A 20,795-nucleotide genomic window follows, 5' to 3' on the forward strand; every position below is an offset into this window, starting at 1 on the left:
GGACGCCGCGCGGACTACTCCACGCCCGCCCAGCGCAGCACGCGCAGTGCACGCAGCGTGTTCCACGGGCTGGGCTCGCCGGGCGGCGCGTCGATCTCGTAGGCGCGACGCCCGGGCCAGCGCTCGCCGGCGGGCCAGCGGCCGTCGTCACCGCGCTGCGCGAGCAGCACGTCGATCGCCTGGGCGACCCGCGGGTCACCCTCCGGCCGCGCCACGCGAAGGTAGTCGAGCGCGCGGAGCGCGTCGTAGAACCAGTACGTCGGGAACGAGAAGTTCAGGTACTTCTCGTCCACGATCTCGCCGGTCGACTTGCGGAGGAACAGGGATCGCTCGAGCAGATACTCCTCGCCCGACCGCCGTGCCTCGGCGATCGCCGCGCCCACGGCGCCGCCGACACCCGTCGCCCGCTCATACGCCAGCAGCCCTTCGAGCACGCACAGGGTCGGGTGGAAGGAACTGCGCGCGGACTCCTCGGGCGGGTCGCAGTTCCACCCGCCGTCGGCGCGGCGCTGCTCGAGCAGCAGGCCCACGATGCGATCGGTGCCCTCGCCGACCACTCCGAAGTACGACGCCGTGGCGAGCACGCCGCCGTTCACGCACTCCTCGACCTCGCCGTGGAAGAACGGCAGGTCGTCCACCTCATCCCACACGACCCCGCGCCGGACGCGATCGATCGCCTCGACCACGTGCGGAGCTCGCGGATCGACGCCGAGCCCGCGCAGGATCTGGAGTGACCACATGACGCTGTCGCGCTCGCGATGCGAGCCGTAGACCGTGCCGCCCCAATACCCGTCGCGGGTCTGCGCGGCCAGGATGCGCGCACCCCAGCCCTCGTTCGCCACGCGGGCCCGTTCGACCGCGACCGGCTCCGCCGGCTCGTCGAGCAGATCGCGGCGCACCTGCCACCGCACCGCGGGATCCTGGTCGAGCAGCCATGCGATGACGTCGGTGTCCATGCCCGACATCGTGACGGATGCCACCCACATCGGCAATCGATCGAGCGCGTGCCCGCGCCGCTCCGCCAGGATGCGCTCTTCCGCGCCTGTCCGCTCCGGCCGTACAGTTGGCCCCAGCATGCGCCCCCAGCACGCGCAACGGAGGATCGTCCGCTCATGCCCGATCATCACGCACCCACGCGAGCGCAGCATGACGAGGCCGCTGCGGTCTTCGCCGGGGTGCGGCCACGACTGTTCGGCATCGCCTACCGCATGCTGGGCAGCGTCGCCGACGCGGAGGACATCGTGCAGGACACCTGGCTCCGTTGGCACCAGTACGATCGCGCGCAGGTGCACGACCCGGCGGCGTTCCTCGCGACCACGACCACCCGGCTCGCGATCAACGAGCTGAAGTCGGCGCGGGTCAGGCACGAGGCCTACGTCGGCCCGTGGCTGCCCGAGCCCGTCGACACCGGGGCCAATCCCGAGCTCAAAGCCGAACGCGCCGAGTTGCTGCACCTCGCGACGCTCCTGCTCATGGAACGTCTCACCCCGATGGAGCGTGCGGCGTTCGTGCTGCGCGAGGCCTTCGACTACGGCTACGACCAGATCGCCCGGATCCTCCGCGCGACCGAGGAGAGCGCACGGCAGCTCGTGAGCCGTGCACGCAAGCACCTCGCCGCCGAGCGACGGACGCCGGTCGAGGCATCCGATCATCGCGAGCTGCTCGCCGCGTTCCTCGACGCGGCGCAGTCCGGCGATCTCACGCGGCTCGAGTCGATCCTGAGCGCCGACGTCGTGAGCACGTCCGACGGCGGCGGGCTCGCGGCACGCGCCGCCCGGGTCCCGATGGTCGGCCGGGAGCGGGTCGCGAAGTTCGTGACCGCCTTCTCGAGCTGGTTCTGGGAGGGCGTCGACGTGCGCTGGATCGAGGCGAACGACCAGCCCGCCGTGCTCCTCACGGGCTCGGCCGGCCCGGTCGCGATGCTCGCGATCGAGCCGTCGCCCGCCGGCATCGACCGCCTCTACTGGGTCCTCAACCCGGCGAAGCTCGGCGGGGTGCTGCCGTCGGCCGACTGACCGCGGGCAGCTCGGCCAGCTGCGCGACCTCGAGCACCGCGTCCGCGAACGCCTCGGGCGCCTCCTGCGGCAGGTTGTGCCCGGCGCCCGGCACGTGCCGGTGCACTCGAGGGCCGGTGAAGTGCTCGGCCTGGGCCGAGGCATCCGTCGCCGGGAAGTTGCCGTCCGCGAGGCCGTCGAGCGTCACCGCCGGCACCGTGATCGGCGGCAGTGCGGCGAGTGCGCCCTCGAGCCGCCGGTAGGCGGGTGCTCCGTCGGCGTGGTCGAGCCGGTGCCGGTACGAGTGGATCACGACCTCGACGTAGTCGGGATTGCGGAACGCCTCGGCGGCGCGGTCGAGGGTCGCATCGTCGAACGCCCACGCCGGCGAGTTGCGGCGCCAGATCACCTCGGCGACACCGCGCGGATCGGCGGTGAGCCCGAGCCGCCCGCGCTCGGTGAGGAAGTAGAAGAAGTACCAGAACCCGGCCTCCAGCACGGGTCTGAGCGGCGCCAGCGAGGCCCGGATGTCCTGGACGAGGTATCCGTTCACCGACACGATCCCCGCGACCCGTTCAGGCCGGAGCGCCGCGGCCACGCACGCGGCGCGGCCACCCCAGTCGTAGCCGGCGAGCGCCGCGCGCTCGATGCCGAGCGCATCCATGAGGTCGATGACGTCCTGACCGAGCGCCGCCTGCTGGCCGCTGCGCGGCGTCGCCCGCTCGCGGAACCGGGTCGGCCCGTGGCCGCGCAGGTAGGGCACGATCACGCGTCGACCTGCTTCGGCGAGCCGGGGCGCGACGTCGACGTAGCTGTGGATGTCGTACGGGAACCCGTGCAGCAGGAGCACCGGCGGCCCGTCGGCCGGGCCATGCTCGACGTACGCGACGTACGCGACGTCGAGCACGCCCGCGGCCACGCGGCGGATCGGGCCCATCCGCGGCAGCGCGGCGCTCCCCGGTGCCGGATTCATGGGGCGGGTTCCACGGCGACGGATGCCTCGTCGGCGGCGCCGGCCGGCCGGCGCCACGCAGCCGGTTCGCGAATCGCCGCATCGTGTGCCCGCGCTTCGGGCGCGATCGGCGTGCCCGCCTCGCCCGGGTCGCCGCCGGCCGCGAGCCAGTCGGCGAAGTGCGTCGGCGCGAGGGTCGCGTCGAGGCCGGGCAGCAGCTCGTCCTCGGCCAGCTGCGTGCCGAAGTACTGCGCGAGCGGGTCAGCCTCCACCTGGCGGGGGTCGTGCAGGATGCGCAGGCCCTGCCGCACGACCTCCTCGATCCGGAACCGGTCGGGGCCCGCGAACTCGATCATGCCGTTCGCGGGTGCACCCGCGACGACACCGGCTACCGCGTCGGCGATGTCATCGGCCGCGATCGGCTGGATGAACGCGTTCGAGACCCGCACGCGGTGCTGGATCGACGCCGAGTCCGCGATGCTCTGGATGAACTCGAAGAACTGCGTGGAATGCACGATCGTGTACGGGCGGCCCGAGCTGCGGATCAGCCGTTCCTGCGCGGCCTTCGCGGCGAAGTACCCGCCCTCGGTGCGCGAGAGCCGATCGGTGCCCACGATCGACAGCGCGATGTGGTGTCGCACGCCGGCGGCCGCGCCGTAGGTCAGCAGGTTGAGGGTCGATGCGTAGAAGAACTCGTTCGCGCCCGCCTCGTCGAGGTATCCCGAGTTCGACACGTCGATGAGGGCGTCCGCGCCCGCGAGCGCCGACGCGAGACCGTGGCCCGTGTACGAGTCCACCCCGGTCGCTCGCGACGCGGTGACCACGTCGTGCCCGAAGGCGGTGAGCCGGGAGACGAGGCGGCCGCCGATGAGGCCGGTGCCGCCGATGACTGCGACGCGCATGATGCGACCGCCCTAGTGTCCGGGCCGCGCGGCCGCGGGCACCTGCGTCTCGGCCCACTCGGTGTAGGAGAGGCTCGAGAGCTGGGCGTCGGGGCCGGGCGTGAGCTCGTCGCCGCGGAGCAGCGTGCCGAAGTACGGCGCCTCGGGGTCGGCCACGACCTCGCGGGTGTCGCCGCGCTGCCCGAGGGCGCGGCCGATGAACTCGGCCATGGGCAGCTGCTCCGGCCCGCCGATCTCGACGATGCGGTTCACGGGGGTGCCTGCGGCCGCTCGCGCGACCGTGAGCGAGACCTCGGCCGCGGCGATGGGCTGCATGAGTCCGGTCGACAGCCGAGCGACGCCGTCGACCGTCGCCTCGTCGGCGATCCGGCCCACGAACTCGTAGAACTGCGTCGCACGCACGATCGTGTACGGCTGGCCCGAGTCGGTGATGAGTCGTTCCTGCGCGACCTTGGCGCGGAGGTAGCCGCTGTCGGGCAGCCGGTCGGCGCCGACGACGGAGAGGGCGACGTGGTGTCGCACGCCGGCGGCGCGCTCGGCCTCGAGCAGGTTCGTGGTCGACGTCGTGAAGAACGCGAGCACGTCGTCGTCGGCGAACGAGGGCGAGTTCGACACGTCGACGACGACGTCGGCACCGGCGAGTGCCTCGGCGACACCCTCGCCGGTCAGGGTGTTCACACCCGAGTTCGGCGAGGCGGGGATCGCCTCGTGGCCGAGCTCGGTGAGTGCGGTGACGACTCGGGATCCGATGAGGCCGGTGCCTCCGATGACGACGATTCTCATGGGTCATACCTTCCGTGTGCGGCGCGGCGAGTCCGCGGCCCTCATCAGCTCTGACCGGGCAGGGCCCCCTGGTGTGACGAACGCGCGTGCTCGTGCCCACGGGCGCCGAGGCTGAGGGGTCACTCGGGCGGCGGCGGGCGGCGGTTCCAGTGCGTGAGCTTCGCGGGCGCCGTCGACAGCCACAGGCCGGTCGCGCGCCCGCGAGCGTCGGCCGCCAGACCGAGCACGGCGGTCACCGCGCCGTCGGCGCGCCTGAGGGCGAGGCCCGGCTCGCCATTGACGTCGACGGTCTCCAGCGAGGCATCCGGATGTCCCGTCAGCCGTTCGACCAGGACGCGCGCGACCCGTGCCCGGCCGCGGGCCTGCCCGCCGGTGCGGTCGCCCGCGTCGACCACGAGGTACGCCGAGGGGTGGAGCAGTGCCGTGACGGCGACCTCGTCTCCGCGTTCGAGCGCGTGGAGCAGCCGCGCGGTGGGGCGCTCGCGCGACACGGGCGGGCTCACGCGGCACTGTTCTTGCTCGGCGGTCTGGCCGCCGCGAGCTTCGCCGGGTTCATCATCCAGAGGACCTGATCGATCGCAGGCGACGTGTCGCCGGCCGAGGCGAGGACCGTGAGCGCGGCGAACACGGTGCCCTCCTTCGACAGCAGGACCGCAGGTTGTCCGTTCAATTCGGCGGCGTCGATCGCGACGCCCTCCCAGAAATGCGTGTGGAACGCGCGCACGTACTTCGCGACGGTGAGCCGCCCGTGCACCGGGAACTTCGATGCGCGCACCGCGCCGCCGCCGTCGGAGTACGACACGACGTCCTCGGCGAAGAGTCGTTCGAGCGCCGCGAGGTCGCCGGTCTGCGCGGCGCTCACGAACGCGGTGAGCAGGCGGCGTTGCTCGGCGTGCGGCACCTCGCGCCGGCGTTCACCGGTCAGGTGCTTGCGGGCGCGGCTGACGAGCTGGCGCGCTGCCGTCTCGGAGACCTGCACGATCTCGCAGATCTGCGCGTAGTCGTAGGCGAACGCCTCGCGCAGCACGTACGCCGCGCGCTCGGTCGGCGTGAGTCGCTCGAGCATGACGAGCACGGCGAAGCCGAGCGCCTCGCCGCGCTCGGCGCCGAGTGTCGGGTCGGCGCTCGTGTCGACCGGCTCGGGCAGCCACGGACCGATGTAGGTCTCCCGCCGCGCACGCGCGGACTGCAGCACATTGATCGCGAGTCTGGTGGTCGTGGTCGCGAGGAACGCGGGCGGGTCGAGCACGGCCGCGCGGTCGGCGTGCTGCCAGCGCAGCCACGCCTCCTGGACGATGTCTTCGGCCTCGGTGGCGCTGCCGAGCATGCGGTACGCGATGCCGAAGAGGCGAGGGCGCACGCCGCTGAACACGGCGAGCGCGTCGTCGATGCCTGTATCCATGGGAGGCTCCCGTCGGTCGGTGGGGGCGCGCTCTCGCGCCCCCACCGACTCTGACCGGATGCTCCGCCGGTTTGTGACGGGCGTGCCGCCCTCCGCGCTCGGGCGCGGAGCGGCAGCCGACGTTCAGGCCGCGCGCGACTCGGCGACGGCGCGCACGGCCTCGGCGACCATCGCCGCGACCGCCTCGGGCTGCGAGACGCTGATCGCGTGCGACGCCCCCGCGACCTCGTTCGTGCCGCGTGCCTCGGCTCGTGCGGCACCCGAACGCATGACGGCCGCGGGGATGTTGCGGTCGTCGCTGCCGAACACGTGCCATGACGGCCGGTCCTTCCAGCCCGGCACGGGTGCCGCTGCGGCATCCTTCAGGGCCGCCTCGGTGACGGGCCGCTGGGTCGCGCCCATGAGTCCTGCGACCTGCGTCGGCGCGTCGCCCGCGAACTGGTCGTGGAACTTGGCGCGCTGGATGACGAGCTCGACGCCGCCGGTCGCGATCGGGTGCGCGTCGAGGGCGTCGCCGAGCGTGCTGCCCGGCTCGCTCGCCGACAGCGAGAACGCGCTGTCGCCGGGCTCGGGCACGAACGCGGACGCGTAGACGAGCGCGGCGACCTGCTCATTGCCGGCGGATGCCTCGCTGATGACCATGCCGCCGTAGGAGTGGCCGACGAGGACGACGGGCCCCTCGATCGACGCGATCACGTCGCGGACGTAGGCGGCGTCGCCCGCGAGGCTGCGCAGCGGGTTCGCGACGGCGGTTGAGGTGATGCCCTGCGCGTACAGGCGCTCGATGACGCCGTTCCAGCTCGCGGACTCGGCGAAGGCGCCGTGCACGAACACGACGTGCGGTTGCTGATCTGACATGACGGTGGTCCTCTCGGGGGCGGTGCACCCGCGGGTGCGGGCGGTGTCGAACAGCTGTGACCGGGCGGGCGGCACGGCTGTGACATGCCGTCGAGGTCGCAGGTGAGACGCGGCATCGGCGGGCGAGTCGTAGACAACGAGAGACACCGCACTGCTCGTGCACGACATTGCGTCCGGAACGCCGCGTGCGCTGACGGCTGAGCCCTGCTAGTCTCACGTTGTCTCACCCACGCCAAAGGAAAGGCCGAGCAAAGATGCCGAAATCGTTGATCGCTGGAGTTCCGCTCGAAGGAATCGTCCCGCCGGTGCTCACCCCGTTCACACCGTCGGGCGAGGTGGACACGGCATCGCTCGCAGCGCTCGCCGAGCACCTCATCGGGGCGGGCGTCAACGGGCTGTTCGCCTGCGGGTCGAGCGCCGAGATCGCGTTGCTCGATGACGCGCAGCGCGAGCAGATCATCGGGACGCTCGTCGACACCGCCGCGGGTCGCGTGCCGGTGGTCGCGGGGGCGATCGACTCCGGGACCCGGCGCACGATCGCGCACGCGAAGCGTGCCGCGGATCTCGGCGTCGCGGCCGTGGTGGTCACCGCGCCCTACTACGTGGACACGCACGACGACGAGGTGCTCGCCCACTTCCGCACGGTCGCCTCGGCCCTCGATGTCCCGGTCATCGCCTACGACATCCCGTCCACCGTGCACCGCTCGCTCCCCGCCGACATCACGATCGCGCTCGCGCGCGAGGGCGCCGTGATCGGCATCAAGGACTCGAGCGGCAATGTGATCAACTTCCGCCGTGTGCTCGTCGAGACCGAGGATCTCGACTTCTCGGTGCTCATGGGCAACGAACCGCTCGTCGAGACGGCGCTCTTTCTCGGCGCGCACGGTGCCGTGCCGAGCCTCGCCAACGTCGAGCCGGCCGGCTTCGTCGGCATGTACCGTGCGGCGCAGCACGGGGACTGGTCGACGGTCAAGCGCGAGCAGACCCGTCTGAACCGGCTCCGTGACATCACGACCATTCCCGACCTCGCACGCATCGGCGGCTTCGCCGCGCTCGTCGGGTCGATGAAGTCGGTGCTCGTCGACGAGGGCGTCATCTCGTCCTCGGTCGGGGCCGCGCCGTTCCTGCCGCTGACCGACGAGGAGCGGGCGCAGGTCGGTTCAGCGGCTTCGCGTCTCATGGCGGTGGCGGTCGATGCCTGATCCCGCGATCCGCACGGGGTCTGGTGCGGAGCTCCCGCAGGTCGGGTTCGGCGTGTGGCAGGTACCCGACGACGAGGTGGCCGCCGCGGTGCAGACCGCGATCGAGAGCGGGTACCGGCTCGTCGACACGGCGCAGGGCTACGCCAACGAGCGCGGAACCGGTGCGGGCATCCATCGCGCGGGCGTCGATCGGTCGGACCTGTTCGTCACGACCAAGCTCGACGCGGGCACATTCGGATACGACGACATCCGCCGGGCGTTCGACGCGAGCCTCGAACAGCTCGGGCTGGATCACGTCGACGCGTATCTGATCCACTGGCCGCGGCCCGCGATCGGGCGCACGGTCGAGACCTGGGAGGCGTTGCGGCGCATCCGGGACGACGGCCAGATCCGCGCCATCGGCGTCTGCAACTTCGAGCCGCACCACCTGCGCGAGATCGTGGACGCCACGGGCGAGGCGCCCGAGCTCAACCAGATCGAACTGCATCCCTGGCTGCCGCAAAACCATCTGAGGGCCGAACACGCTCGGCTGGGCATCGTGACGCAGGCCTGGAGCCCGCTGGCCTCAGGCGCGTTGCTCGACCATCCCGTGGTCGTCGGCATCGCCGCGGCGATCGGCGCCGAGCCCGCGCAGGTCATTCTCGCGTGGCACCGCGCGCGAGGCGACGCGTTCGTCGTGAAGTCGGTGACGCCCGCGCGCATCCGGTCGAACCTCGCGGCAGGAGACATCCGTCTCTCCGATGACCAGCTCGCGGCACTCGACGGCCTTGCATGCGGACGCCGAACCGGGCCGCACCCCGACGAGTTCTAGGGGGATGCGGCCTCCGCGCTACGCGAGGCGCGTTGCCCGCTCGCCCGTGACCGGGGGAGCGGGCAACTCGCCGGACCCGCGGCGGATGAGCTTGGTCGGTACGGTGACCCGGCGCACGGGCCGTGACCGATCGTCGATGCGTGCGAGCAGCATGTTCATCGCGGTCTCGGCCATCGTCTCGAGATCCTGCGCGACGACCGTGAGCGGCGGGTCGAGCAGCGCCGCCAGGGGCACGTCGTCGAAGCCGACGTGGGCGACGTGGCCGCGCAAGCCGAGCGTGCGGAGCCCCTCGAGCGCGCCGATCGTGACGAGGTTCTGACTCGTGAAGAGCGCCGTGGGCGCATCGTCGCGCGCGAACAGGTCGAGCACCGCGGCCTCGGCCTGCCAGCTCGTACGCAGATCGTCGATGACCCATGTGGGGTCGATCGGCGCGCCGGCCGCCTCCATGGCATCGACGTAGCCCTGGTGCCGCTCCTTCGCGGTCGCGAACCCGAGCAGATCGCCCATGTAGGCGATCCGGCGGTGGCCGTGGGCGAGCAGGTGCTGCACGGCATCCCGGGCGCCCAGGTGGTTGGAGCTCATGACGACGTCGGTCTCGACGTCGACGGGCGCGCGGTCGATGCAGACGATCGGCAGGCCGGCTTCGAGGCGCGGCTGCAGGTAGGCCTGCGACGGGCTCGTGGGCGACATGATGATGCCGTCGACGCGTCGCGTCGCGAACGCGCGGACGAGGTTCGGCTCGAGATCGGTCTGCTTGCCGGTGGTCGCGGCCAGCACCATGGTGTCGGACTCGTGCGCGACCCGCTGCAGCGTCGACAGGATCGTGCCGAGGAACGGATTGTTCGGGTCGGTGAAGATGGTCGCGACCTGATAGGTGCGCTGTTCCTTCTTGCGCAGGGTCTGCGCGGCCATGTTCGGGATGAAGGCCAGTTCGTCGGCGGCCGCGAACACCTTCGCCGCGTACCGCTCGTCGACGGACTTCACGCCGTTGAACACGCGCGAGACGGTCTTGAGGCTCACGCCCGCGAGGCGAGCGACATCGCTCATGGTCGGACCGCGATCACCGGCGCGCTGGGGGTCTCCGTGATCATCCACCTCGACATTAAAGCACACGTTGTCTCACGAAGGAAGCCGCGCCACGGCAACGTAGGATTCGGGTGTTGCAATTGCCCGAGTCCATATGTAGTCTCACGTTGTCTCACCTGAAGCATTCCAACGAGGAGGTTCGGATGTCACTCGCGACACGGGTCGGCGCGCGGCTCGGGGCGGAGGAGCCGGATCCCTCGGCGACCACCGGCCTCGCGGCCGTCCGGCCGCCCAGAGGGCGTCGGAAGACGGGCGACGGGCGCGCCGCGTTCTGGTTCCTCCTGCCGTGGACCGCCGGTCTGGTGGTGATCACGCTCGGCCCGATGCTCGGCTCGCTCGCGCTGTCGTTCACCGAGTACAACCTCATCCAGCCGCCCGAGTTCGTCGGGGGCGAGAACTACGAGCGGCTGCTGTCGGACTCGCGGCTGCACAACTCGCTCCTCGTGAGCTTCCTCTACGTGTTCATCTCGGTGCCGCTGCAGCTGGCGCTCTCGCTCGGGCTCGCGATCGTGCTCGACCGGGGCATGCGCGGCCTGTCGTTCTATCGTTCGGTGTTCTACCTGCCGTCGATGCTCGGCGGCAGTGTCGCGATCGCGATCCTCTGGCGGCAGATCTTCGGCAACGACGGTCTCGTGAACCAGGTGCTGAGGGTCTTCGGCATCGAGGCACCGGGTCTCGTGACGACACCGGACACCGCGTTGTCCACGCTGATCCTGCTGAACGTCTGGACCTTCGGCGCACCCATGGTGATCTTCCTCGCCGCGCTGCGCCAGATCCCGGCCATGTACTACGAGGCCGCGAAGGTCGACGGCGCCACGGCACGGCAGCGCTTCTTCCGCATCACGCTGCCGCTGCTCACGCCCATCATCTTCTTCAACCTCGTGCTGCAGCTCATCCACGCGTTCCAGGCCTTCACGCAGGCCTTCATCGTCTCGAACGGCACGGGCGGTCCCGCCGACTCGACCATGTTCATGACGCTGTACCTCTATCAGCAGGCCTTCACGCGATTCGACATGGGGTACGCCTCAGCGGTGGCGTGGCTGCTCATGATCGTGATCGCCGCCATCACCGCCGCCAACTTCTTCTTCTCCCGGTATTGGGTCTTCTACGATGACTGAGCACATGACCGCGCCGGCCCGCCGTGCGCCGGCTTCGCCCTCGTCCGCCACGCGGGCCACGCCCACCCCTCCCGCCCGCGCCGGCCGTCGCGCGTTCCCCGCCCGGGGCGGACGCATCGTCAGGCACACCCTGCTCATCGCGGGCGCGGCGCTCATGCTGTACCCGTTGATCTGGATGGTCGTGAGCTCGTTCCGGCAACCTGACGAGATCTTCCGTTCGCCGGGGCTGCTCCTCACCGATCCCACGCTCGACAACTACGTCGACGGGTGGTCGGCCCTGACACATCCGTTCAGTCACTACCTGATGAACTCCGCGCTCATCGTCCTCGGCTGCGTCATCGGCAACCTGGTGTCCTGTTCGCTCGCGGCCTACGCGTTCGCGCGCCTCCAGTTCCGGCTGAAGCGGTTCGCGTTCGCGGCGATGCTGGTCGGCATCATGCTGCCGATCCACGTGGTGATCGTGCCGCAGTACGTCTTCTTCTCGCAGCTCGGCTGGGTGAACACACTGCTGCCGATCATCCTGCCCAAGCTGCTCGCGACCGATGCGTTCTTCATCTTCCTCATGGTGCAGTTCATCCGCGGCATCCCGCGCGAACTCGACGAGGCGGCGCGCATCGACGGTGCGGGGCATCCGCGCATCTTCTTCCAGGTGATGCTGCCGCTCATGCTGCCCGCGCTCGCGACCACCGCGATCTTCACCTTCATCTGGGCGTGGAACGACTTCTTCACCCAGCTGATCTACCTCACGGCACCAGACATGTACTCGGTGCCGGTCGCACTCAGGGCCTTCGTCGACTCGACCGGCTCGACCTCGTGGGGCGCACTGTTCGCGATGTCGATCGTGTCGCTCATCCCGCTCTTCCTGGCCTTCCTGTTCGGTCAGCGATTCCTCGTCAAGGGCATCGCGACGACCGGCATCAAGTGACCGCCGGGACCAGGGCGCCACGGCACCACCCCGCATCACCAGCACACATCCCGATTGCATAGGAGCACGGACATGACATCACGCATCAGAGCCCTCCGCACGGCGGTCGTCGGCGCCACCGCCGCGGCGCTGCTGCTCACCGGCTGCGCCGGCGGCGGCGGCGCGGGCGAGGGGAAGGACATCGAACTGCGGTTCACCTGGTGGGGATCCGACACACGGCACGCCCTCACCGAAGAGGCCATCGCGCTCTTCGAGGAGGACAACCCCGGCATCACGATCGTCGGCGAGTACAGCGACTTCGCGAGCTACTGGGAGAAGCTCGCGACCTCGGTCGCAGCGAACGACGCGCCCGACGTCATGCAGTTCGACGAGATGTACCTGCGGGAGTACGCCGATCGCGGCGCGCTCGCCGACCTCTCGACGCTCGACATCGACACCGCCGACTACGCCGCCGAGGTGCTCGCGACGGGTGAGAACGACGGTGGGCTCACGGGTCTCAGCATCGGCGTGACCAGCCCGGTCATGATCGCGAACCCCGCGGTCTTCGACGGTGCCGGCGTGCCGGTCCCCGACGGCGACACCTGGAGCTGGGACGACTACCTCGCGACCTCCGCCGCCGTGACCGCGGCCGGCGGCGGCAGCGTCTGGGGCTCGGAGACGCTCGGGTTCGAGGTCCAGGGGCTGATCGTGTGGGCGCGCCAGCACGGCGAGGCCCTCTACGACGCGGACGGGCTCGCGATCAGCGAGGAGACCCTCGCGGGCTTCTGGGAGATGGTGCTCGAGGGCCAGGCCGAGGGTGCCACGCCGCCCGCGTCGCGCGCGGTCGAGGAGATCTCGCTGTCGCTCGAGCAGTCGGGCACGGCGACCGGGCAGCTCGCCCTCGGCGAGTGGTGGAGCCACAATCTCGCGGTGCTCGACGGCGCGAGCGGGCAATCGCTCGAGCTCCTGCGTATGCCCGGCAGCAGCGACGCCGAGGGCAGCGACTACCTGAAGTCGTCGATGTACTGGACTATCTCGTCGCGTTCGGCGAACCAGGAGGCGGCTGCGAAGTTCGTCGACTTCCTCGCGAACGACGAGCGCGTCGGCGAGCTGTTCCTCGCCGAGCGGGGCATCCCGTCGAACCTCGCGATCCGCGAGGCCGTGGCCGATCAGCTGAGCCCGTCGGACCAGACGGTGCTCGCCTACATCGACGCGATCAGCGAGGTCATCGGCGACCCGCCCGTGACCGCGCCCGCCGGTGGCGGCGCGACCCAGTCGGTGCTGCAGCGCTACACGACCGAGGTGCTCTTCGAGCGGATGACTCCGGCAGAGGCCGCGACGGCGTTCATCGACGAGGTGAACGCGAACCTCGGCTGAGCCGTGGCTGGGCGGGGGCCGGGGCGATGCCTCGGCCTCTCGCGCATCCAGGATGCATGTGCTTCGGGAGTCGGTGATTGCATACCAGAAGGTTGCATGGCAAAATTCGCGACTATGACCCTGCAGATCAACACGCCGAGGAGTAGGATGGGTTTGCGTATCCGCAAACACCAGGAGGCCAAGATGACCGAAGCTGCCGCAATCCTGCGAGCCGCTCGAGCGTCCGCGGGCCTCTCGCAGGCCGAGGTCGCGCAGCGTTCCGGAATCGACAAATCGACCATCTCCCTGATCGAATCGGGGCGACGCAGCCCCTCGGTCGACAAACTGGATCGTCTGCTGCATGCAACCGGCCGTCGACTGGGGATCTATCCGACGACGCGCGCGGGGGCGGCGGAGGCCGGCGCATCCATTCGCGAGCACGTCGCCGATGCTGATCACGAAGCTGCGCTTCGCGTGTTCCTTCGCTACAGCGACAATCTCGGCGCGACCAAGGGAGTGGAGCGGGTGATGCTCGCAGCCATCGCGCCCGTGTACACAGGCTCGGATGTCTGGGACGCTGCGCTCGCCGCCGTCACCAGGTATTGGCTCGAGCGAGATGGACTTCCGGAGCCGAGCTGGGTCGACGAGATCACCCGCACACTGCAAGAGCCGACTCCGCTCATCGTCAATCGATGGAGCTCGGCGCGGTCGATTCGCAACGTACCCGGGGCGTTCAGGCGGCACCGGATCCTTGTCGACGAGGCGACCCTGCAGAGCGCATGATCCAGCTCGGCCGAGAGGACATGATCGAGGGGCTGCGCGAGCTGGTTCGTGAGCTCCACCGCCAGGGAGAGTCGGGTGGTGTTCGCATCGTCGGCGGGGCCGCGATGCTGCTCCGCTACTACGGTGAGCGCCGTGTCACGCCCGACATCGACGCCAAGATCCATCCGCCTGGGCCTGCGTTGCGCATCGCGGGCGAGATCGGGAGACGTCGTGGCTGGGACGATGACTGGCTGAATTCGAAGGCGGCGACGTTCATCCCGATCGCGTGCGATGTCGGGTGGGAGCCGCTGTATGACGACGAGGACGTCTCGGTCTGGGTGATCTCAGCCGAGGCGCTCCTCGCGATGAAGATCCGTGCGAGTCGTCCAGCCCGAGACGACGCTGACATCGCGATACTGCTCGCGCTCACGGGCACTGCAACGACCGATGAGGCGGAGGCGCTGTACGAGCGCTTCTACCCGGGCGAGCTGCCGAAGGAGGCGGCGTACGTCTTGCTCGACGACATCTTCGCGATCGGCCTGCCCGAGCCGCCGCCTGCGCCGCCGCGACCGGACCTCGCTCCGAGGTCGAGGTAACTGCTGTCGCCGACGTGCGGTTCGGATCAGCTCGCGAAGCGGCGCGGGTCCATGAATGCGGCGTCCGAGAACTGGGGTTCGCCGGCGATCGATTGCGCGACGAGCTCGCCGAGCGCGGAGGCGTGCTTGAACGAGTGGCCGGAGCAGCCGCCGCCGACGACGATGCGCTCGTCTGCGGTGGGCCCGACGGTGAACTGGCCGTCGGGGGTGTGCGTCATGATGCAGGTCGTGACGCCTGACGGCTCGGGGTCGAGGTCGGGGAAGGCCGCAGCGACGAGGTCGCTGATGCCGTCGGTCTCACCGGCGTGGACGACCCGGTCGATCGCGTCGGGATCGTCGGCGTCGAACGGGCCGTCGAACTCAGGGCCGACCTTCGCGTCGAACCCCGCAGCGCCGTCGGCGGCGGGCATCGCGCCGTGCCCCCAGATCCAGGTGTCCCGACCGGGCACGCTGCGGATGAACACGGGCAGCGTGTCGAGGTCCGCCTCGCGGCCTTCGCGCGCGCGGAACCAGGTCATGACCACGCGATGCGGCGTGACCGGCAGGTCGGGCAAGAATCGCGCGATCCACGGGCCGGATGTCACCGCCACCCGCCGAACCCGGTAGACCGCGTCGGCGGTTCGGACGGTGACGCCTTCCCCGTCGGGCTCGAACGCGGTGACCCGGGTGTTCGTCAGGATGCGTGCGCCGGAGGCGCGCGCGGCGTCGACCGCGGCCACGATCGCGGCCTCGGGCCGGAGGATGCCGGCCTCGGGATCCCACACGCCGATGTCGCCCGGGTTCAGCCGTGCATGGCCCGGGAACCTGCGGGCGATCTCCTCGGCGCTGAGCTGCTCGACGGGCAGGTCGTGTGCCTCGGCGGCGCGGAGGGTGCCCTCGATGATGCGCGAGTCGGGCGGTCCGATCATGAGTCCGCCGGTCTCGTGGAACAGGGTCTGCCCGCTCGAGGCCTCGAGCTCGCGCCAGAGGTCGCGAGCGCGGCGCGCGATCGGCGTGAGCCCGGGGTGCTCGAGGCAGGCGACGCGGAACAGGCGCGTGGCGCCGGTCGAACCACCCCATGCGTGCCCCGGCTCGAACTGCTCGAACCCCAGGACGTCGTGCCCGCGTGCGGCGAGGCGCCACGCGGCGCTCGACCCGACCGCGCCGAGCCCGATCACGGCGACGTCGGCGTCGAACGTGCCGACGTCGGGCGCGTCCGTGGCCCGGTCGGCCGCCGGCGGAGCGAAGCGTGGTTCCATTCTTCGATTCTCGTCGACGCAGGCTCCGATCGCTTGCCGTCGAACGGGCGAGGGTGGCGGGTCTGCGGCGAAGGCACCCGCCATCCTCGACCGCTCAACGAAGTTGCGGCGGCCAAGTGCAATCAGACGGTTGCGTAACCTCGAGTTAAGTGCAACTATGAAGTTGCACGAAACCTCGGTCGAGGCATCCGCTCACCACACGAAAGGCACGATCATGGAGAGCATGACGAAGAACGAGGCATCCGTCGTCGACGATGCCGCCTTCACGGTGCGCCGCACCATCAGGATCGCCGCACCCATCGAGAAGGTGTGGGCCGCCGTCACCGAACCGGCGCACATCTCGCGCTGGTTCGGCCGGGTCACGCTCGACGGGGCCGGCGCCGGCGCGGTCGGCACGATGACCTTCGACGAGTACGGTGCGATCCCGCTGCGGGTCGAGGCGCTGCACGAACCCCGCATGGTGTCGTACCGCTGGAACAACGACGACGCGCTCGGTGCCCTTCCTGATGCGTTCGACGAGACGCGGGCGACGACGTTCACGTTCACCCTCGAGCCGACCGCCGAGGGCACGCAGCTCACGGTCGTCGAGACCGGGTTCGACCTGACGAGCGACCCGGCCGCCAACATGGCCAGTCACGCCGAGGGCTGGACGCTCGAGCTCGACAAGCTCGTCGCGCTGCTCGAGGTCGGCCTGGAGCCCGACGCGTGACCACGCTGGTCCAGGTGTGCGCCGCGCTCGGGGACGAGACCCGGTGGAGCATCCTGTCCGCCCTCGGCGAGGGCGACGCCTCCGCGTCCGCCCTCGCCGGGCGTCTCCCCGTCACGCGGCAGGCCATCGCGAAGCATCTGGCCGTGCTCGAGGAGGTCGGGCTCGTCGAGCATGTTCGCGCCGGCCGGGAGGTGCGGTACCGCGTCATGGGCGCCGAGCTCAGCGCGACCGCGCGACGACTCGACGCGATCGGCGCCGAGTGGGAGCGCCGCCTCGCGGCGATCAAGGAGATCGCCGAGGGGCTGTAGCGGGCGGGGCTCTCAGACGGCGGCCGGTAGTCTTGCTGCCCGTGAGCCTGATCCGCCTGAACGATGTGAGCCTCGACTTCGACGGGCGCCCGGTGCTCAAAGAGGCGTACCTGAAACTCACACGCGGCGACCGCGTCGGGCTCATCGGCAAGAACGGCACGGGCAAGACCTCGTTCCTCGAGCTCGTGCTGGGGCGGCGCGAGCCGTCGGGCGGTACCGTCGACCACACGCCCGGCACGACCGTCGGCTATTTCTCGCAGTTCTCCGAGCTCGATGGCTCGCGATCCGTGCAGCAGATCCTGAGCGGCCACTTCACCGAGGTGCACGAGACGCAGGGCCGGCTCGACGAGATCGGTGCGCAGCTCGCCGAGCCGATGGATGAATCGGCCATGACCCGGCTCCTCACCGAGCAGGGTGCGCTATTCGAGCGCATGGACGCGATCGGCGGCTGGACCTACGAGACCACCATCGACACCGTGCTCACGCGCCTCGGCTTCGACGAGGAGCGGCGGAACCTCCCGGTCGGCCGGCTGTCTGGAGGCTGGCGCAATCGTGCGGCGCTCGCGCTGATCCTCATACAGTCGCCCGACGTGCTGCTGCTGGACGAGCCCACGAACTTCCTGGACCTCGACGGGGTGCGCTGGATCGAGGGCTGGCTCGGCGGATTCACGGGCGCCGTGCTCGTGGTCTCGCACGACCGGCAGTTCCTCGACGGCGTCGTCGACCGCATCATCGAGATCGAGAACTACCGGCTGCAGGAGTACGAGGGCGACTATTCGGCCTACGTGCACGCCAAGCAGTCGCGCCTGAAGATGCTCGAGAAGCAGTTCGCGCACGAGGAGGAGCTGCTCGCCTACGAGCAGGCTGCCGCGACCGCGCGCCGCGAGGCCGCGCGCAACCCGTCGAACGCGGTCGCCCGGCGTCTCGCCGACATCAAGAAACGGCAGGCACCGCGCCCGATCGACCAGATCATCACGGGCATCTACGAGGGGCTGAAGGTGAGCAACGACCTGCTCACGGTCACCGGGCTCACGAAGGGCTTCAATGGCACGCCCCTGTTCGAGGGTGTGTCCTTCGACCTGCAGCGCGGCGACCGGGTCGCGGTGCTCGGCTCGAACGGCTCGGGCAAGTCGACGCTGCTCGACGTGCTGACCGGCGAGGCCGAGGCCGACGCCGGCAGCGTGCGCTGGGCGAAGGGCGCCAGGTTCGTCTCGTACAACCGCGTGTACGCCGAGCTCGACCTGGCCGACACGGTCGGGCACGCCGTGAACGCGTATCCCGACTCGCTCGCGTTCAGCGCGACGAAGAAGAGCGTGAACCGGTTCCTCGCGATGCTGCAGTTCTCCGAGGCCGACCTGCAGCAGAAGATCGGCACCCTCTCCGGTGGCCAGCGGGCGCGCGTCGCGATCGCGCAGTGCCTGCTCTCGGGCGCGGCGGTCATCGTGCTCGACGAGCCGACCAACCATCTCGACATCACGAGCAGCCAGGTGATGGAGCGCGCGCTCACGCATTTCCCGGGAGCCGTGCTCGTGGTGAGCCACGACCGGTTCTTCGTCGACAAGCTCGCCGACCGCCTGCTCGTCTTCGAGGGCGGCGGGCGGGTGCGCGAGACGCCCGCGACGGGCGCGCTGTAGCGCGCCGGTTGCGAGGCTGCGGGTGGCCGAGCGGATGCCTCGGCTTTCGACGTCGAACGGACGATGTCCTAGCATCGTCGGATGTCTTCGAACACGCGAACCCTCGCCCGTCCGCTTGTCACCGCTGCCATCGCGCTTACTGCGGCAGTCGGCATGGTCGGGTGCACGTCGGGCGGCGGCGGGTACGCGGTGTTCGATCGGGACCCCGTCGCATCGGACGAGCTACCCGCAGAGTACGTCGAGCGGGACAGCGACCTGATCGACGCCGGCACCAGCCGCCTCGTCGGAGAGCACGAGGGTACTCGGCTGTACCTCGTCGAGGGTGCCACCGGTTCCTCGATCTGCCTCGTCGTGCTGCCGGCCGACGAGGAGGGCATGGCCGGCTGCGGCGGAGGGGGCGGCCCGATGCAGGTCAGCAACGCGCGCGAGACCTACGAGGTGCGACCCGACGGGTACGACGTGCCCGACGGCGCGGTGCAGATCTCGGAGAACGTCTTCGCCGTCGAGCCCTGAGCCGCTCGCCCCGCGGCGGCCGGGTCTTCGGGTCGACCGGGTGCTCGTCAGCGAGCGCTCGGCGAACCGGGCTCGCCGGCCTCGAGCGGGACGAGTTCGAAGACCGGGTGGCGATCGGCCTCTGCGGCGAACGCCTCGGCCGGGTCGTGGCGGCCGGCGACGAAGTAGGGCAGCACGATCGGGGCGATCGCGACATAGCGCTTGAGCACCGGGCCTGCCTCGGCGGGCGTGGCCTCGCGCACCGCGAAGCGGCGGGTCGTGCGGCGCTTGGCGAGGGTGACCTCGCCGCTCGCGCGCGCATTGCGCACCCACGAAACCGTGCCGTACGGCGAGACGAGCCACAGCGCGCCGCCCTGTTCGATCGCCGTGACCGGCGTCGACCGAGGCAGGCCGCTCGTGCGACCGGTCACGGTGAGCACGGCCGCATGCGGCACGAGGCCGGCGCGCGTGAGCGCGGTCATCGCCCGATTCGCGAGGTGCATGACCCGCCCGTGGTGGTACACCTTCGGCACCCGCTGCTCGGCCATCATCGCTCCCGCCGTCGCTCCTGCCATCCGTGTGCCCGAGCCTACCGACGCCGCCAGGCAGCGTCTGTGGCGCCTGGCCGAAACGGATAGCACTCCCCGGGTTCGCGCACAACGCCTGTCTGCGAGGTGCGACGACCTGATGAGATGAGGGCGAGCCAGTGACGGGCGGTCTGGCGAAGGCGATCAAGGGGCACCGGATGACTCAGCCGAACACGGAACGCACGACACCGCGGCACCGGACTGCGCCGGCCGCTCGCGCGGCCTCGCTGATCCGGCTGCCGACGCTCCGCCTGGGCATGCTGCTCATCCTGGCCGGCATCGTCGTCCTCGTCACGGACCTCTTCGTCGAGGCCGACCTCGGCCGTATCTCAGGTTGGCTGCTCCTCATCGGATTCGTGCCCGCCGTCATCGGCATGGTGCTGACGTTCTGGTCGCCGACCGATCGCAGCGCAGCCCTCGTCGTCGACCCGCCCGTCGCCGGCCGATGGCAGGCCGTGAACAGCCCGGCGAGCGCGGTGCCGAGTCACGGCACGCAGGCGTACGGGCAGGCGTACGCGATCGACCTGGTCTTCCTCCCCGAGGATCGCGAGCATCCCGAGTTCGGGAAGGCCGGCGCCGGGGTGCTTCCGCCCGAACAATTCCCCGCGTTCGGCGAGCCGCTCTTCGCGGGCGCCGGCGGGGTGGTCGTGCGGGCGAGCGACCGGCTGAAGGACCACGGCAGCAGGTCGAACTGGCCCGCGCTGCTGTGGTTCATGATCGCCGAGGGACTGGTCAGGGAGATCGGCGGCGCCGGCCGGGTGATCGGCAACCACGCTGTCGTCAGACTCGACGACGGGTCGCATCTCGTCTACGCCCACCTCAAGCGGGGCAGCCTGCGCGTGCGGCGGGGCGATCGCGTCGACGCTGGCCAGCATCTCGCTGACTGCGGTAACACCGGCAACTCGACCGAGCCGCATCTGCACATCCATCGTCAAGACGTCGCGAGCTTCACGTTCGCCGCCGGGCTGCCGTGGGCGATCCGCGGAGCGGGCGACGGCGACGTCGACGGCTTCCCTGTGAACGAGGCGACCTTCGACGCCGTTCCGGCATCGTCGGGACCGTTGCCGCCGCGCTGAGCAGACGCGCCGGCACGGTGCGCGG

At 70.5% G+C, this 20,795-nt stretch carries 23 protein-coding genes; 13 read left to right on the forward strand and 10 right to left on the reverse strand.

All coding sequences use genetic code 11. The features are described 5' to 3' along the window. Positions 1 to 14: 14 nt before the first annotated feature. Positions 15 to 956 carry a hypothetical protein gene (locus QU602_RS04060; protein WP_308798912.1) on the reverse strand — a complete coding sequence of 314 codons (942 nt, stop codon included), beginning with the start codon at positions 954 to 956 and terminating at the stop codon, positions 15 to 17. A 156-nt stretch (positions 957 to 1,112) separates the two neighbouring features. Here QU602_RS04060 and QU602_RS04065 point away from each other — a divergent pair, with 156 nt between their 5' ends. Beyond that, on the forward strand, positions 1,113 to 2,015 hold the full coding sequence (locus QU602_RS04065) for an RNA polymerase sigma-70 factor (protein ID WP_308798913.1): 903 nt from the start codon (positions 1,113 to 1,115) through the stop codon (positions 2,013 to 2,015). Here the strand turns inward: QU602_RS04065 and QU602_RS04070 are convergent. From QU602_RS04070 to QU602_RS04095, 6 genes are all read right to left on the reverse strand, one after another. Beyond that, entirely contained in the window at positions 1,972 to 2,967 is a 996-nt protein-coding gene (locus tag QU602_RS04070) for an alpha/beta fold hydrolase (protein ID WP_308798914.1), read from the reverse strand. The two genes, QU602_RS04065 and QU602_RS04070, sit on opposite strands and share 44 nt — an antisense overlap. After that, entirely contained in the window at positions 2,964 to 3,848 is an 885-nt protein-coding gene (locus QU602_RS04075) for an SDR family oxidoreductase (protein WP_308798915.1), read from the reverse strand. Before QU602_RS04075 ends, QU602_RS04070 begins: the two co-directional genes overlap by 4 nt. Before the next feature lie 12 nt (positions 3,849 to 3,860). Continuing rightward, complete coding sequence (locus QU602_RS04080) at positions 3,861 to 4,631, reverse strand: SDR family oxidoreductase (protein WP_308798916.1); 771 nt, start codon at positions 4,629 to 4,631, stop codon at positions 3,861 to 3,863. A 119-nt stretch (positions 4,632 to 4,750) separates the two neighbouring features. Beyond that, positions 4,751 to 5,134, reverse strand: a complete 384-nt coding sequence (locus QU602_RS04085; protein ID WP_308798917.1) for a sigma-70 family RNA polymerase sigma factor family protein — start codon at positions 5,132 to 5,134, stop codon at positions 4,751 to 4,753. Further along, positions 5,131 to 6,033, reverse strand: a complete 903-nt coding sequence (locus QU602_RS04090; protein WP_308798918.1) for an RNA polymerase sigma-70 factor — start codon at positions 6,031 to 6,033, stop codon at positions 5,131 to 5,133. Before QU602_RS04090 ends, QU602_RS04085 begins: the two co-directional genes overlap by 4 nt. A 123-nt stretch (positions 6,034 to 6,156) precedes the next feature. After that, positions 6,157 to 6,891 (reverse strand): alpha/beta fold hydrolase, encoded by a 735-nt coding sequence (locus QU602_RS04095; protein WP_308798919.1) that lies wholly within the window; start codon positions 6,889 to 6,891, stop codon positions 6,157 to 6,159. Positions 6,892 to 7,196: 305 nt separating this feature from the next. On the opposite strand from QU602_RS04095, the gene QU602_RS04100 reads away from it, so the two are divergent. Continuing rightward, entirely contained in the window at positions 7,197 to 8,093 is an 897-nt protein-coding gene (locus QU602_RS04100; protein WP_373692883.1) for a dihydrodipicolinate synthase family protein, read from the forward strand. Then, positions 8,086 to 8,904 carry an aldo/keto reductase gene (locus QU602_RS04105; RefSeq protein WP_308798921.1) on the forward strand — a complete coding sequence of 273 codons (819 nt, stop codon included), beginning with the start codon at positions 8,086 to 8,088 and terminating at the stop codon, positions 8,902 to 8,904. Before QU602_RS04100 ends, QU602_RS04105 begins: the two co-directional genes overlap by 8 nt. Positions 8,905 to 8,922: 18 nt before the next feature. Here the strand turns inward: QU602_RS04105 and QU602_RS04110 are convergent, their stop codons facing one another. Continuing rightward, positions 8,923 to 9,924, reverse strand: coding sequence for a LacI family DNA-binding transcriptional regulator (locus QU602_RS04110; RefSeq protein ID WP_373692884.1), 1,002 nt, complete (start codon positions 9,922 to 9,924; stop codon positions 8,923 to 8,925). A 209-nt stretch (positions 9,925 to 10,133) separates the two neighbouring features. On the opposite strand from QU602_RS04110, the gene QU602_RS04115 reads away from it, so the two are divergent. From QU602_RS04115 to QU602_RS04135, 5 genes are all read left to right on the forward strand, one after another. Then, on the forward strand, positions 10,134 to 11,108 hold the full coding sequence (locus QU602_RS04115) for a carbohydrate ABC transporter permease (protein WP_308798922.1): 975 nt from the start codon (positions 10,134 to 10,136) through the stop codon (positions 11,106 to 11,108). A gap of 4 nt (positions 11,109 to 11,112) precedes the next feature. Further along, positions 11,113 to 12,033 carry a carbohydrate ABC transporter permease gene (locus QU602_RS04120; protein WP_308798923.1) on the forward strand — a complete coding sequence of 307 codons (921 nt, stop codon included), beginning with the start codon at positions 11,113 to 11,115 and terminating at the stop codon, positions 12,031 to 12,033. Positions 12,034 to 12,105: 72 nt separating this feature from the next. Beyond that, entirely contained in the window at positions 12,106 to 13,389 is a 1,284-nt protein-coding gene (locus QU602_RS04125) for an ABC transporter substrate-binding protein (protein ID WP_308798924.1), read from the forward strand. A gap of 114 nt (positions 13,390 to 13,503) precedes the next feature. Then, on the forward strand, positions 13,504 to 14,151 hold the full coding sequence (locus QU602_RS04130; protein ID WP_308798925.1) for a helix-turn-helix domain-containing protein: 648 nt from the start codon (positions 13,504 to 13,506) through the stop codon (positions 14,149 to 14,151). Next, positions 14,148 to 14,726: a hypothetical protein gene (locus QU602_RS04135; RefSeq protein WP_308798926.1), complete on the forward strand. Its 579-nt coding sequence runs from the start codon at positions 14,148 to 14,150 to the stop codon at positions 14,724 to 14,726. Before QU602_RS04130 ends, QU602_RS04135 begins: the two co-directional genes overlap by 4 nt. A 26-nt stretch (positions 14,727 to 14,752) precedes the next feature. On the opposite strand, the gene solA is transcribed toward QU602_RS04135, so the two are convergent. Then, a complete protein-coding gene (gene solA / locus QU602_RS04140) occupies positions 14,753 to 15,964 on the reverse strand; it encodes an N-methyl-L-tryptophan oxidase (RefSeq protein ID WP_308798927.1) in 1,212 nt (403 codons plus the stop codon). A 157-nt stretch (positions 15,965 to 16,121) separates the two neighbouring features. Between solA and QU602_RS04145 the strand changes: the two genes are divergently transcribed. The 4 genes from QU602_RS04145 (at position 16,122) to QU602_RS04160 (ending at position 19,128) form a co-directional block, all read left to right on the forward strand. After that, complete coding sequence (locus tag QU602_RS04145; RefSeq protein ID WP_308798928.1) at positions 16,122 to 16,673, forward strand: SRPBCC domain-containing protein; 552 nt, start codon at positions 16,122 to 16,124, stop codon at positions 16,671 to 16,673. Next, positions 16,670 to 16,981 (forward strand): ArsR/SmtB family transcription factor, encoded by a 312-nt coding sequence (locus QU602_RS04150; protein ID WP_308798930.1) that lies wholly within the window; start codon positions 16,670 to 16,672, stop codon positions 16,979 to 16,981. Before QU602_RS04145 ends, QU602_RS04150 begins: the two co-directional genes overlap by 4 nt. Positions 16,982 to 17,022: 41 nt before the next feature. After that, positions 17,023 to 18,615: an ABC-F family ATP-binding cassette domain-containing protein gene (locus QU602_RS04155; RefSeq protein ID WP_308798931.1), complete on the forward strand. Its 1,593-nt coding sequence runs from the start codon at positions 17,023 to 17,025 to the stop codon at positions 18,613 to 18,615. Between the two features lie 81 nt (positions 18,616 to 18,696). Then, positions 18,697 to 19,128, forward strand: coding sequence for a hypothetical protein (locus QU602_RS04160; protein ID WP_308798933.1), 432 nt, complete (start codon positions 18,697 to 18,699; stop codon positions 19,126 to 19,128). 47 nt (positions 19,129 to 19,175) lie between these two features. Here QU602_RS04160 and QU602_RS04165 read toward each other — a convergent pair whose 3' ends face one another. Then, complete coding sequence (locus QU602_RS04165; protein ID WP_308798934.1) at positions 19,176 to 19,682, reverse strand: nitroreductase family deazaflavin-dependent oxidoreductase; 507 nt, start codon at positions 19,680 to 19,682, stop codon at positions 19,176 to 19,178. A gap of 170 nt (positions 19,683 to 19,852) precedes the next feature. Between QU602_RS04165 and QU602_RS04170 the strand changes: the two genes are divergently transcribed. Further along, positions 19,853 to 20,770 (forward strand): M23 family metallopeptidase, encoded by a 918-nt coding sequence (locus QU602_RS04170; protein WP_308798935.1) that lies wholly within the window; start codon positions 19,853 to 19,855, stop codon positions 20,768 to 20,770. The last annotated feature ends 25 nt before the right edge of the window (positions 20,771 to 20,795 follow it).

Source organism: Agromyces protaetiae, assembly GCF_030866785.1.
Lineage (GTDB): Bacteria > Actinomycetota > Actinomycetes > Actinomycetales > Microbacteriaceae > Agromyces > Agromyces silvae.

What these genes read in the sequence shown, in the direction of transcription:
- QU602_RS04060 (WP_308798912.1), bottom strand. Translation starts at nt 956, where the DNA reads ATGGACACCGACGTCATCGCATGGCTGCTCGACCAGGATCCCGCGGTG.
- QU602_RS04065 (WP_308798913.1), top strand. Translation starts at nt 1,113, where the DNA reads ATGCCCGATCATCACGCACCCACGCGAGCGCAGCATGACGAGGCCGCT.
- QU602_RS04070 (WP_308798914.1), bottom strand. Translation starts at nt 2,967, where the DNA reads ATGAATCCGGCACCGGGGAGCGCCGCGCTGCCGCGGATGGGCCCGATC.
- QU602_RS04075 (WP_308798915.1), bottom strand. Translation starts at nt 3,848, where the DNA reads ATGCGCGTCGCAGTCATCGGCGGCACCGGCCTCATCGGCGGCCGCCTC.
- QU602_RS04080 (WP_308798916.1), bottom strand. Translation starts at nt 4,631, where the DNA reads ATGAGAATCGTCGTCATCGGAGGCACCGGCCTCATCGGATCCCGAGTC.
- QU602_RS04090 (WP_308798918.1), bottom strand. Translation starts at nt 6,033, where the DNA reads ATGGATACAGGCATCGACGACGCGCTCGCCGTGTTCAGCGGCGTGCGC.
- QU602_RS04095 (WP_308798919.1), bottom strand. Translation starts at nt 6,891, where the DNA reads ATGTCAGATCAGCAACCGCACGTCGTGTTCGTGCACGGCGCCTTCGCC.
- QU602_RS04105 (WP_308798921.1), top strand. Translation starts at nt 8,086, where the DNA reads ATGCCTGATCCCGCGATCCGCACGGGGTCTGGTGCGGAGCTCCCGCAG.
- QU602_RS04115 (WP_308798922.1), top strand. Translation starts at nt 10,134, where the DNA reads ATGTCACTCGCGACACGGGTCGGCGCGCGGCTCGGGGCGGAGGAGCCG.
- QU602_RS04120 (WP_308798923.1), top strand. Translation starts at nt 11,113, where the DNA reads ATGACCGCGCCGGCCCGCCGTGCGCCGGCTTCGCCCTCGTCCGCCACG.
- QU602_RS04125 (WP_308798924.1), top strand. Translation starts at nt 12,106, where the DNA reads ATGACATCACGCATCAGAGCCCTCCGCACGGCGGTCGTCGGCGCCACC.
- QU602_RS04130 (WP_308798925.1), top strand. Translation starts at nt 13,504, where the DNA reads ATGACCCTGCAGATCAACACGCCGAGGAGTAGGATGGGTTTGCGTATC.
- QU602_RS04135 (WP_308798926.1), top strand. Translation starts at nt 14,148, where the DNA reads ATGATCCAGCTCGGCCGAGAGGACATGATCGAGGGGCTGCGCGAGCTG.
- solA (WP_308798927.1), bottom strand. Translation starts at nt 15,964, where the DNA reads ATGGAACCACGCTTCGCTCCGCCGGCGGCCGACCGGGCCACGGACGCG.
- QU602_RS04145 (WP_308798928.1), top strand. Translation starts at nt 16,122, where the DNA reads ATGAAGTTGCACGAAACCTCGGTCGAGGCATCCGCTCACCACACGAAA.
- QU602_RS04160 (WP_308798933.1), top strand. Translation starts at nt 18,697, where the DNA reads ATGTCTTCGAACACGCGAACCCTCGCCCGTCCGCTTGTCACCGCTGCC.
- QU602_RS04165 (WP_308798934.1), bottom strand. Translation starts at nt 19,682, where the DNA reads ATGGCAGGAGCGACGGCGGGAGCGATGATGGCCGAGCAGCGGGTGCCG.
- QU602_RS04170 (WP_308798935.1), top strand. Translation starts at nt 19,853, where the DNA reads ATGACTCAGCCGAACACGGAACGCACGACACCGCGGCACCGGACTGCG.